Raw genomic sequence first — 12,241 nt, 5'->3', positions numbered from 1 at the left:
GCACCGGTGACGGGACATCAGAGATCGGAAGGACAGCTGCCGGAGCGGCTGGTGACAGCACGTCAGGTGCCGGTGGCCATCGTCGGGATGTCGGTGCTGCTGCCGGGCGCCGCCGGGCTGGACGCGTACTGGCGCAACCTGCGGGACGGGGTCGACGCGATCGGCGAGGCGCCGGAGGGACGCTGGGACTCCGCGTTCTACCGGCCCGGCACCGCCGCCGACCCGGCCGTCGCGGACCGGGTGTACACGCGGCGCGGCGGGTTCGTGGACGGGCTCGCGGAGGTCGAGGTCACCCGGTTCGGGATCATGCCGAACTCGGTGGCCGGAACCGAGCCCGACCAGCTCATCGCCCTGCACGTGGCCTCGGCCGCGCTCGAGGACGCGGGCGGCGCGGACCGGCTCCCCGAGCGGGAGCGCGTCGGCGTCGTCCTCGGCCGGGGCGGCTATCTCACGCCCGGTCTGGTCCGGCTCGACCAGCGGGTGCGCACCGCCGGCCAACTGGTGCGCACCCTGGGCGAGCTGCTGCCCGACCTGACGGACCGGCAACTCGACCGGGTACGGGACGCGTTCACCGAGCGACTCGGCCCGGACAGTCCCGAGTCGGCGATCGGTCTGGTGCCCAATCTGGCCGCCTCCCGGGTCGCCAACCGGCTCGACCTGCGCGGGCCTGCGTACACCGTGGACGCGGCGTGCGCCTCGTCGCTGGTCGCCGTGGACCAGGCGGTGGGCGAACTCGCCTCCGGCCGATGCGACCTGATGCTCGCCGGCGGGGTGCACCACTGTCACGACATCACGCTGTGGAGCGTCTTCTCGCAGCTGCGCGCCCTCTCCCCCAGTCAGCGCATCCGCCCCTTCCACCGGGAGGCCGACGGCATCCTGATCGGCGAGGGCACGGGCGTCGTCGTCCTCAAACGGCTGTCCGACGCCGAGCGCGACGGCGACCGGGTGTACGCCGTCATCCGGGGCACCGGGGTGGCCAGCGACGGCCGGGCGGCCGGGCTGGTCAACCCCGATCCGGGTGGTCAGGCACTGGCCGTGCGGCAGGCGTGGCGGGCCGCCGGGCTCGATCCGGCCGCACCCGGCTCGGTGGGTCTGCTGGAGGCCCACGGCACCGCCACCCCGGCCGGGGACGGCGCCGAACTCGCCACGCTGGCGGAGGTGTTCGGCCCCGGGGACGGCGAGGCGGTCCTCGGGTCGGTCAAGTCGATGATCGGGCACACCATGCCCGCCGCCGGGGTGGCCGGCCTGGTCAAGGCCGCCCTCGCGGTGCATCACCGCACGCTGCTGCCGACGCTGCACTGCGACGACCCCCACCCGGCGCTGGCCCGCACCCGGTTCCGCACCCTGGACAAGGCCGCCGACTGGGAGACCACGGCCGGGCAGCCCGTGCGGCGGGCCGCCGTCAACGCCTTCGGGTTCGGCGGCATCAACGCGCACGTGGTGCTGGAGGAGGCGCCCGCCGCCCGCGGGCCGCGCGCCTCGGCGGCGCCCCGCGCGACCCTGGACGTCGCCGAGCCCGAGCGCGTCCTGCTGCTCGCCGCCGGCTCGCCCGCCCGGCTCGCCGCCCTTCTCGACGGGGCCGACGACGCCGTGCGGGCCGCCGGCCTGGACCCCTCCCGACCGCACCCGGACGCGGGAGGGGCCCGACTCGGCATCGTCGAACCGACCGCCAAACGGCTCGCGCTGGCCCGCCGCGCCATCGCCAAGGAGCGTGCCTGGCACGGCCGCAGCGACGTCTGGTTCCGGCCGAGCCCGCTGCTGGGCGACGGCCGGGGCCGGCTGGCGTTCCTGTTCCCCGGACTCGAGGGCGACTTCACCCCGCGGGTCGACGACGTGGCCGCGCACTTCGCTCTGCCCGCCCCGGCCGTCGACGGCGACCGGACCGGCGACGTGGGCCGGCACGGCTTCGGCGTCGTCGCCGTCGGCCGCCTCCTCGACGCCGCGCTGCGCCGCAGCGGGATCGTGCCGGACGCGGTCGCCGGACACAGCGTGGGCGAGTGGACGGCGATGGCGGCGGCCGGACTGTACGCCGGGGACGAGGTCGACGCCTTCATGGCGGAGTTCGACCCGGACACCGTCGCGGTCCCCGGGCTGGCCTTCGGCGCGATCGGCGCGTCCGCGGAGCGCGTGCGGGCCGCGCTGCACGACGAGGGCGGAGCGCGGGCGGGTCTGGTGCTGTCCCACGACAACGCGCCCGGCCAGTCCATGGTGTGCGGTCCGCAGGCGGCGGTGGAGGACTTCGTGCGGGCGTTCCGCGCCCGGGGCGTGCTCAGCCAGGTGCTGCCGTTCCGGTCGGGCTTCCACACACCCATGCTGAGGCCCCACATCGGCCCGATCGAGGCGGCGGCCGCCCGGTTCCGGCTGCATCCTCCGCACACCCCGCTCTGGTCGGGGACGACCGCCGCGCCGTTCCCCGCGGACGAAGACGGCGTCCGGTCCCTGTTCGTGCGGCATCTGCTGGAGCCGGTGCGCTTCCGGCAGCTCGCGGAGGCCCTGCACGCGGCCGGTCACACGACGTACGTCCAGGTCGGACCCGGCCGGCTCGGCTCCCTCGTCGGCGACACCCTGGGCGGACGCGACCACCTGGTGGTCGCCGCCAACTCGCCCCACCGCACGGGCCTCGCACAGCTGCGCCGGGTCGCCACCGCGCTGTGGACGGCCGGAGCCGCGGTGGCGCCGCTGCTGCCGCCGCCCTCGTCCGGCGCAGGGACGGCGGGCCGGCGCCGGCCGCCCCCGACACGGCTGGACCTGGGCGGCGCCCTGGTCTCGCTCGCCCCGCAGCGCCTCGCCGAGCTGCGGGACGAACTCCGGGACGAACTGCGGGCCGTGCCGCGCGCCTTCCTGGGCGCGGCCCCCACCCGCACGGACCACGCCGCCCCCTCTCTCGCCCCCACGGCCGGCCCCGGCGGTCCGTCCCCGCTGGACGCCCTCGTCGCGCGCTCCCCGGTCGCCGCCGAACTGAGCGCGCTGCTGCGCGACACGGCGGACACCGCCGCCGCCCTGATGACCGCGCACGCTCCGCCGCCGGTGCCGCACCGTCCGGTCGCGCCCGCGCGCAGGACGGTCCGTGTCTCCACGGACGCCATGCCGTACCTCCTGGACCACTGCTTCTTCCCGCAGCGCCCCGGCTGGCCCGACCTCGCCGACCGCTGGCCGGTCGTCCCGGCCACCACGATCGTGCAGCACGTCATGGACGCGGCCGCGGACGCCGCACGGGCCGCGGACGCCGGCCGGGCGGTGCCGGTCGCCGTGCACGGGGCGCGCTTCGAGGAGTGGCTCACCGCCGCCCCCGCCGTCGACGTGCCGGTCACCCTGACGCCCGAGGGCGCGGACCGCCTGACCGTCTCCTTCGGCCCGCGGGCCCGGGCCACCGTGGAACTCGCCGGAACCCATCCCGCGCCGCCGCCCGCTCCCTGGGCCGCCCGCCCGGGCCCCGAACGCACCCCCGACCACACCGCCGCCCAGCTCTACGACGAGCGCTGGATGTTCCACGGCCCGGCGTTCCGCGGCGTCACCGAACTCACCGCGATCGGCGACCGCCATGTGCGCGGGGTCATCACCACCCCGGCCGCGCCCGGTGCGCTGCTGGACAACGTGGGCCAGATCCTCGGCTACTGGATCATGGCGACCCGCTCCGAGCGGACCGTGGTGTTCCCGGTCGGGATGCGCGAGATGCGCTTCCACGGGCCGCATCCGACGCCCGGGACGCGGGTGGGATGCCTGGTGCGGATCACCTCGCTCACCGACGCGTTCCTCGAGGCCGACGTCCAGCTGACGGTCGACGGCACGGTCTGGGCGGAGCTGCGCGGCTGGCAGGACCGGCGCTTCGACAACGACCCCGGCACCCGGCCCGTCGAGCGGTTCCCCGAGCGCCACACCCTGTCCGAGACCCGTCCCGGCGGCTGGCAGTTGCTCCACGAGCGATGGCCGGACCTGGCCTCCCGCGAACTGATCATGCGCAACTCGCTGGGCGGCGCGGAGCGTGCGCAGTACGCGGAGCACGCCCCGCGGGGACGGCGGCAGTGGCTGCTGGGCCGGATCGCGGCCAAGGACGCGGTACGGCGGTGGCTCTGGGACCACGGCGAGGGGCCGGTGTTCCCGGCGGAGCTGCGGGTGCGCAACGACGCGGCCGGCCGCCCGTACGTCACCGGCGAACACGGCCGTACCCTCCCGCCGCTGGACGTATCGCTGGCCCACTGCGCGGAGGCGGGCGTGGCGATCGTCCGCCCGCACCGGCCCGGCCCAGGGCCGGGCATCGACATCGAGGAGGTCGTCGAGCGCACCGCGCAGACTCTCGCCGCCGCCCTCGGCGGGCCCGAACTGCGCCTGCTGCGCGCCCTGTCCGCCGGCGGCGGCTCCGAAGCCCTGTGGTTCACCCGTTTCTGGGCGGCGAAGGAGGCCGTCGCGAAGGCGGAGGGCACCGGATTCGGTGGCAGACCACGGGACTTCAGGGTCCTCGACGCGACACCGGCCGGAGACCGGCTGACCGTCGCGGGCCGCCTGGAACGCGCCTACACCGTGCACTGCGCACCGGCCGCCAACCCGCCCCGGCTGCCGGAGCGCGCGTACGCGGTGGCATGGACGACGGGACCCTCGACCGCGAAGGAGTACGACACCCCATGACATCCCCCACCCCCCGCTCCCCCGTCACGGCCGAGGAGGAGTCCGTCCTCGCCGACCTCAGCGGGATGCTCGCGCGGCTCCTGGAGGACGAGTACGGCCTCGACGACGTCGAGATCGGCATGCACACCACCTTCAACCGCGATCTCGAGCTGGAGAGCATCGACCTGGTCACCCTCGCCGGACTGCTCCAGGAGCGGTACGGCGACCGGGTCAACTTCGCCGAGTTCCTGGCCGGCATGGAGTTCGACGAGATCATCGAACTCACCGTGGGGCGGCTCGTCGAGTACGTCGTGACGAGTCTGAAGGCCGCGGCGGAGGCGGGCTGAGCCATGGCGATGGTCGACACCGGCGCCGTCCGGTTGCACGTACAGCGGCTCGGCCCGAGGGAGGGCCGGCCGGCCACCGCCACCGTGGTGCTGGTGCACGGTCTGCTCACCGACAGCCTGGCCAGCTACTACTTCACCGTGGCGCCCGCGTTCGCGGCCGCGGGCCTCGACGTCGTCATGTACGACCTGCGCGGCCACGGACGCAGCGCACGCCCCGCCGAGGGCTACACGCTGGACCACAACGTGGACGACCTCGAGGCGCTTCTCGACCGGCTGGGGGTGACCGGTCCGGTGCACCTGGTCGGCAACTCCTACGGCGGCACGATCGCGTTCGGTTACGCGGCCCGGCATCCCGGGCGGGCGGCGAGCGTGACCCTCGTCGAGTCCGAACCGGCCACCGCCGCCTGGGCCGTGAAGCTCGGCGGGATCCTGGACCGGGTGGTGACCCAGCTCGCGCACAACGAGCCCGACGCGATTCGCTGGATCAGCGCCCACCGCGGACACAACACGGCACGCCTGGCCAAGGGCGCGGCCCGGCTCGCCCGCGACACCACCCTCGGCCGGGACATCCCGGCCAGCCGGGTGCTGACGCAGGACCGCATCGCGGCGGTGCGCTGCCCGGTGCTCGCCGTGTACGGCGGCGACTCCGACCTCGCCGCACTCGCGCCGTGGCTGGAGTCGGTGCTGCCGGACTGCCGGACCGTGGTGATCCCGGGACATGAGCACTCGGTGCTCGTGGAGGCGTCGGGCGCTGTCGGCGGGCACATCCTCTCCCTTGTGGAGGAGGCCGGACGGGCCGCGGCGAAGGCCGCCGGATGAGCCGGTTCCTGTTCGTCGTCCCCCCGCTGGTCGGGCACGTCAACCCGACCGTCGGCGTCGCCGCCGAGCTCGCCGCACGCGGCCATCGGGTGGCCTGGGTCTGTCCCGACCCGGAGCTGGTCGGCCGGCTGGCGGGACACGCGGCGGGCCCGGTCTTCGCCTGCGGCGGAGCACCGGTGGGCGAGCGGCCCGCGGATCTGCGCGGGCCGGAGGCGCTGAAGTTCCTGTGGGAGTGGTACCTGCTGCCGCTGGCCGAGGCGATGGCGCCGGGGGTGCGGGCGGCCGTCGGGACTTTCCGGCCCGACGTCGTCGTCGCCGACCAGCAGGCCTTCGCCGGCGCGCTGGTCGCCGAGCGGCTGGGCCTGCCCTGGGCGACCTCGGCGACCACGTCCGCCGAGTTCACCGACCCGCTGGCCGGACTGCCCAAGGTCCGCCGGTGGCTGGACGAGCGGCTGACCGCGCTGCGCGCCGCCGTCGGCGACCCCGGCGGAGCCGGCGACCCCCGCTTCTCCCCGCATCTCGTCCTCGCCTTCAGCACACCGGAGTTGGCGGGTACTGCGCCCGACGGCCCCGGGAGAGGCGGGGGCGGCGGAGGCCGCGGGGGCGTCTGCTGGGTCGGCCCGTCGGTCTCGGCCCGGCCGTCGGCCGCCGGCTTCCCGTGGGAGTGGCTCGACGCCGGTCGCGCCACCGTGCTGGTCACGCTGGGCACCGCGAACGCCGACGTCGGCGGCCGCTTCCTCGACCTGTGCCGGAGCGCGCTGCGCGAGCGGGCCGACCGGGTGCAGGGGGTGATCGTCGACCCCGGCGGCACCCTGGCGGCGCGGGAGCCGGACAAGGACGTGCTGATCGTGCCGTCCGTGCCGCAACTCGCCCTGCTGGAGCGGGGAGTCGGCGCGGTGGTCTGCCACGCGGGGCACAACACCGTGTGCGAGGCGCTGTGGCACGGGACTCCGCTCGTCGTCGCCCCCATCCGCGACGACCAGCCGGTGGTGGCCGGGCAGGTCGTGGACGCGGGCGCCGGGGTGCGGGTGCGTTTCGGCCGGGTCACCGCGCAGCGGTTCGGGGCGGCGCTCGACTCCGTCCTGGACGACCCCGGACCCCGCGCGGCGGCCGACCGGATCCGCACCGCGTTCCGCGCCGCGGGCGGCGCGTCCGCCGCGGCGGCCCGACTCGACGAACTGGCACGGGAGTCCAGATGACCGATCAGACCACGTCCGGCACGCCGGCCGAGCCCGTCAGGCCCGTCAGGCCCGCCGAGCGGATCGCCGAGCTGAGGCCCGGCTACCGGGCGGACCTCGCCGGTGGACTGGAGCGCTTCTTCGAGCCCCGCCGCACCGACTGCCCCTGGTGCGGCGCGCGGGAGCTGTCCACCCGCCTGCACACCACCGACCTGCTCCAGCACAAGCCGGGCCGGTTCGTCCTGGACCGCTGCGAGCGCTGCGGGCACACCTTCCAGAACCCCCGGCTCAGCGCGCAGGGACTGGAGTTCTACTACCGGGACTTCTACGACGGACTCGGCGAGAAGAAGCTCGGCGACACCTTCGGGGGCCGGACGAAGATGTACCGCGGCCGGGCCGAGTCGATGCTGCCGCACGACCCCGCGCCCAAGACCTGGCTGGACGTCGGCACCGGGCACGGTCACTTCTGCGCCGCCGCCCGGGAGGTGCTGCCCGGCACGGTGTTCGACGGGCTCGACTTCACCGACGGCGTCGAACTCGCCGAACGGGAGGGCCGGGTGGAGCGCGGCTACCGGGGTGAGTTCCCACGCCTGGCGACCGAACTCAGTGCCCGATACGACGTGGTGAGCATGTTCCACTACCTGGAGCACAGCACCGATCCGGACCGTGAGCTGCGCGCCGCACGGGAGACCGTCCGGCCCGGCGGACACCTGCTGATCGAGGTGCCGGACCCCGAGAGCCGCTACGCACGTCTGCTGGGCCGCTGGTGGCTGCCCTGGCTCCAGCCGCAGCACCTGCACCTCGTGCCGGTGGCCAATCTGCGGGAGCGGCTCACGAGCCTGGGGTTCACGGTGGTGGCGGAGCAGCACGCGGAGCCGCACGACCCGGTCGACCTGCTGGCCGGCGTCTGGCTCGCGCTGGACCACGCGGCGCCGCGCGACGACGCGCCCTGGCTGCCCCGACCGCCCGGCGCGCTGCGCCGCACGCTGCGGGGGACGCTGCTGGTCGCCGGCATCCCGGCGCTGGTCGTGGCCACCTTGCTGGACCGGTTCGCGGTGCGGCCGCTGTCGCACCGGCTCGGCGTGTCCAACGCCTACCGGCTGGTGGCCCGCCGGGACTGACCGGCCGGGCCGGCGTGGCCGACCACTCGTGGAGCACCACGACATGCCCGGCGTCGACCACGCTACGACGGCGACGGCGACGGCGACGGCGAGAACGAGGGGCAGGACCGCGCCTCCTCCGCGCTGATCGCCCGCCACGTACGACAGGACACGTCGCCCTGCGCCTGCGCCCCCGGCGCGCGAGGCCGCGTCCGCCGCCCCGGCGCGCCACGTCGCCCGACCGCGACAGGGCCGAGGTCCCGGGGCCCGAGGGCGGCCGGGCCTCTCAGCGCACCGTCGCCGCGGCCGCCTCGGCGACCACCGCGGCGACGGCGGCCGGCTGCTCGACGAGGGCGAGGTGTCCCGCGTCCGCCACCGCGACCGTGCGGACCCGCGGGCAGGCCTCGAGGCCCCGCCGCTCGCCGTCCGTCAGGCCGATCGCGTCCCGGTCCCCGCGCACCACCCAGGCGGGGACCCCGGCCTCGCACAGCCGCGGGACCAGGGACGGATACCGGTCGAGGTACGCGTAGTAGGCCCGCACGATCCGGCGGCAGGCCGCCGGGTCGCTGCCGCCCATGGCCGCCGCCAGCGCCTCGGCGCGGTGCGGCGGCAGTTCGCGTTTCAGCGCCCGGGGCAGCAGCCGGATCATGGCCGTCCAGGCCGCGCCGCCCAGCACGGGCACCCGGCCCAGGGCGTTCAGGACGGTCAGGAAACGCGCCTCGTCGCCGCGCGAGAAGGTCGGGGACAGCAGCACCAGCGGGCCCCGGAACAGGCCCAGCGCGGCCATCTCCAGCGCCACGTTCGCGCCCAGGCTGTGGCCGACGACGGTGTCGCAGCCGGCCTCGGCGGCGAAGTCCGCCATCAGCCGGGCGTAGTGCTCCATGGAGACGTCCGCCGGCGCCTCGGTGGGGCCGAAGCCCGGCTGTGTCACCGCGACCATCCCGAGCCGCGCCACCGCGGGCTCGGCCATCACGTCCGCGTAGAACTCCGTCGTGCACAGCCCGCCCGGAATCATCAGCACCCGGTGCGCGGCGTCCACCGCCCCCGCCCGCCGGATCTGCCACCGTTCACCCATACCCCCGAGCCTGACCCCGACCCCGCGAGGCCGCACCCGCAACGTCGGACGCCCGGCCCCTCGTCCGGCGGCCGACCGACGACCGACCGCCGGACGAGGGGCCCGCGGACGGCGGGCGGGCTCCCACCCGGAACGCGGCGCGCCCCCGACGATGTGCCGCCCCGCCGGGGCGCACGCCACACACGGTGTCCAGCCCATGGGGACGGCCCGCCTCGCTAGGGTCGCCGCATGACCCACAGCTTCGCTCTCCACATCCCCGACGCCGCACTCGAACCCGACCCGCTCGACCCGGCGCAGATCGTCTCCGGCTCCCCCGAGGTCAGCGGCAAGGTCGTGTGGGAGTCCGCCGACGGCCGGCAGATCCGGGGGATCTGGCAGATCACGCCGGGCGTGGTCACCGACACGGAGGCGGACGAGCTGTTCGTCGTGGTCAGCGGTTCGGCGACCATCGAGGTCGAGGGCGGGCCGACGCTGACGGTGGGCCCCGGGGACATGGCGGTGCTGCGCGAGGGCGACCGCACCACGTGGACGGTCCACGAGACGCTGCGGAAGGCCTACGCGATCAGCCGGTGAGCGGGTCCGGGGGAGCCGTCGTCCCACGGATCTCCAGCAACGGCGCGGCGAGCTGCACCCGCCCCGCTCCTCCGCCTCCCTCGAACCGGTCCAGGAGGCAGCGGGCGGCCCGGCGGCCGACCTCGTGGCCGGCGTGGTCGACGGTGGTCAGCCACAGATGCCGCAGCCGGGAGATGCTGGTGTTGTCGTAGCCGACCACGGACAGGTCCCCGGGAACCCCGAGGCCCAGCTCCTCGGCGGCCGACAGCGCGCCGACACCGGCCATGTCGTTCACGGCGAACACGGCCGTCGGCCGGTCGGGACGGCCCAGCAGCCGCACGGCGGCACGGTGGCCGCCCTCCTCGGTCATGTCACTGGCCTCGACGACGGGCCGCTCCACACCGTGCTCCCGCATCACCGCCTCGAAACTGCGCCGCCGCAGCTCGCCGACCGCGCCGTACCCCGCGATGTGCGCGACGCGTCGGTGACCGAGCGCCAGCAGGTGCTCGGTGACCAGGCGCGCGCCCTGTTCGTCGTCGCCCGCGACCACGTCGACCCCCGGCGGGACGGCTTCGCGGGCGCCGGCGACGACGACCGGGATCCGCTCGGCCACCGCGCCGAGCGCCGCCGGGTCGGGCAGCGTCCCGACGATCACCAGTCCGTCCGCCCCGAGGTCCAGGAACGGGCCGGCGGGATCCTGCCCGACGCGCCGGTGGAGCCGGGCGTCGGCGAGCAGCATGTGCATTCCGTGCGCGTGCAGCAGGGAGTTGAGGCCGTCCAGGAGGTCCACATACCAGGGGTTGCGCAGATCGTGCAGGAGGACGCCGACCATGGGGGGCGCCCCGCCCGGACGGGCCGGCGGGCCGGGGAGGGCGGCGCGCCGCTCGCTGAGGCTGCGCGCGGCCGCGTTCGGCCGGTAGCCCAGCTCGCCGGCCGCGCGCAGGACGGCCTCCCGCTTCTCCGCGCGCACCTGCCCGGTCCCACGCAGCACGAGAGAGACCAGGGATTTGGACACGCCCGCGCGGTCGGCGACGTCACGGATGGTCGGCGGTCTCATGACATGGACCGTTCCATGTCGCCGCGCGGCTGTCAAAGGGGTCCCTGTCCTCGCGGCCTTGAGACCTCGGAAGGCTTGACACCTGCGACGGGCCGCCCTCAGGGTGACTTGGACAGGACATGGACCGGTCCATCGGGGGCCGGCAGAAGGCTGAGAGGGGCCGTCATGGTGGACGCGCTCGGTGTCGCCGTCGTCGGGTTCGGCTGGATGGGCCGGGTGCACACCCAGGCGTACGCCCGCGTCCGGCACCACTACCCGCAGCTCGCCCTGCGTCCGGAGCTGGTGGTCGTCGCCGAGGAGGTCCCCGGCCGGGCGGAGGAGGCCGCCGCACAGTTCGGCTTCACCGCCACCACCCGCAACTGGCGCGAAGTGGCCGCCGACCCGCGCGTGCAGGCCGTCAGCATCACCGCGCCGAACTTCCTGCACCGCGAGATCGGCGTCGCGATGGCCGAGGCCGGCAAGCACATCTGGATCGAGAAGCCGGTGGGCCTCACCCGCGAGGACGCCGTCGCCGTGGCGGACGCGGTGGCCCGGGCCGGAGTCCAGGGCTCCGTCGGCTTCAACTACCGCAACGCGCCCGCCGTGGAGACCGCCCGCGCGATGATCGCCGCCGGTGAACTGGGCGCCGTCACCCATGTCCGCGTCCGTCTTTTCAGCGACTACGCGGCCCACCCCGAGGGCGCGCTGACCTGGCGGTACGAACGGGAGCGCGGCGGCAGCGGGGTGCTCGGCGACCTGGCCTCGCACGGCGTGGACCTGGCCCGCTTCCTGCTCGGCGACATCACGTCGCTCTCGGCCGACACCGCCGTCTTCGTCCCGGAGCGGGCCCGCCCGACGGCGGCCACGGCGGGCCACAGCCTCGCGGCGGGCGGTGAATTCGGCCCGGTCGAGAACGAGGACTACGTCAACTGCCTGCTGCGCTTCGCCTCCGGCGCGCGGGGCGTGCTCGAGGCCTGCCGGGTCTCGGTCGGCGCGCAGAACGACTACGGCTTCGAGGTGCACGGCACCGAGGGCGCGGTGTTCTGGGACTTCAGGAGGATGAACGAGCTGGGCGTCAGCCGCGGCACGACGTACCAGGACCAGCCGGTCAGCACGGTGTACGTGGGCCCGGGCGACGGCGAGTTCGGCGCCTTCCAGCCGGGCGCCGCGAACGCGATGGGCTACGACGATCTCAAGGTCGTGGAGGCCCACCGCTTCCTGCGCTCGGTCGCCGAGGGCACCCCGCACGGGGCGACGCTCGCGGACGCGGTGCACAGCGCGACCGTGCTGGAGGCGATGTCGCGCTCCGCCGAGAGCCGCTCCTGGGTCGACGTGCACGCGTAGGGGGGGGGCGGCGGGACCACCGCCGGTCGCCGGAACCACCGCCGGTCGCGGGGCCCGGCCCCGCGACCGGGCCCGCGCGACCCGGCAGTCCTCAAGGGCCGGCCCGGACCAGCCCCGCGGGGAGCCGAGAGGCCGGCGCCGCATCCGCCACGCCGAGATCTCGGGGGGACTCCATGTCCGAGGTCGTC

Annotated in this window: 9 protein-coding genes; 7 read left to right on the top strand and 2 right to left on the bottom strand. The window is 75.7% G+C overall.

Going from position 1 to position 12,241, the window contains the following annotated elements; genetic code table 11:
* Positions 1-51 precede the first annotated feature (51 nt).
* The 5 genes from C6376_RS35235 to C6376_RS35215 are packed head-to-tail and all read left to right on the top strand — an operon-like array spanning position 52 to position 8,067.
* Positions 52-4,623, top strand: a complete 4,572-nt coding sequence (locus C6376_RS35235) for a type I polyketide synthase (protein WP_107447123.1) — start codon at positions 52-54, stop codon at positions 4,621-4,623.
* Positions 4,620-4,949 (top strand): acyl carrier protein, encoded by a 330-nt coding sequence (locus C6376_RS35230; RefSeq protein WP_107447122.1) that lies wholly within the window; start codon positions 4,620-4,622, stop codon positions 4,947-4,949. The genes C6376_RS35235 and C6376_RS35230 overlap by 4 nt, the downstream gene beginning before the upstream one ends.
* A 3-nt stretch (positions 4,950-4,952) precedes the next feature.
* A complete protein-coding gene (locus C6376_RS35225) occupies positions 4,953-5,768 on the top strand; it encodes an alpha/beta fold hydrolase (RefSeq protein ID WP_107447121.1) in 816 nt (271 codons plus the stop codon).
* Complete coding sequence (locus C6376_RS35220) at positions 5,765-6,967, top strand: glycosyltransferase (protein WP_107447120.1); 1,203 nt, start codon at positions 5,765-5,767, stop codon at positions 6,965-6,967. Before C6376_RS35225 ends, C6376_RS35220 begins: the two co-directional genes overlap by 4 nt.
* Positions 6,964-8,067, top strand: coding sequence for a class I SAM-dependent methyltransferase (locus C6376_RS35215; RefSeq protein WP_254076188.1), 1,104 nt, complete (start codon positions 6,964-6,966; stop codon positions 8,065-8,067). The genes C6376_RS35220 and C6376_RS35215 overlap by 4 nt, the downstream gene beginning before the upstream one ends.
* Before the next feature lie 265 nt (positions 8,068-8,332).
* Here the strand turns inward: C6376_RS35215 and C6376_RS35210 are convergent, their stop codons facing one another.
* Complete coding sequence (locus C6376_RS35210) at positions 8,333-9,121, bottom strand: alpha/beta fold hydrolase (RefSeq protein ID WP_107447119.1); 789 nt, start codon at positions 9,119-9,121, stop codon at positions 8,333-8,335.
* Positions 9,122-9,349: 228 nt separating this feature from the next.
* On the opposite strand from C6376_RS35210, the gene C6376_RS35205 reads away from it, so the two are divergent.
* Positions 9,350-9,694 (top strand): cupin domain-containing protein, encoded by a 345-nt coding sequence (locus C6376_RS35205; RefSeq protein ID WP_107447118.1) that lies wholly within the window; start codon positions 9,350-9,352, stop codon positions 9,692-9,694.
* Here the strand turns inward: C6376_RS35205 and C6376_RS35200 are convergent.
* Entirely contained in the window at positions 9,684-10,730 is a 1,047-nt protein-coding gene (locus C6376_RS35200; protein ID WP_107447117.1) for a LacI family DNA-binding transcriptional regulator, read from the bottom strand. The genes C6376_RS35205 and C6376_RS35200 overlap by 11 nt on opposite strands.
* Positions 10,731-10,895: 165 nt before the next feature.
* Between C6376_RS35200 and C6376_RS35195 the strand changes: the two genes are divergently transcribed.
* Positions 10,896-12,053, top strand: a complete 1,158-nt coding sequence (locus tag C6376_RS35195) for a Gfo/Idh/MocA family protein (protein WP_107447116.1) — start codon at positions 10,896-10,898, stop codon at positions 12,051-12,053.
* Positions 12,054-12,241: the final 188 nt, after the last annotated feature.

The organism is Streptomyces sp. P3, assembly GCF_003032475.1.
GTDB lineage: Bacteria > Actinomycetota > Actinomycetes > Streptomycetales > Streptomycetaceae > Streptomyces.
Note: the sequence above shows the minus strand (reverse complement) of the source record. Positions and strands in the feature narration are given on the sequence as shown.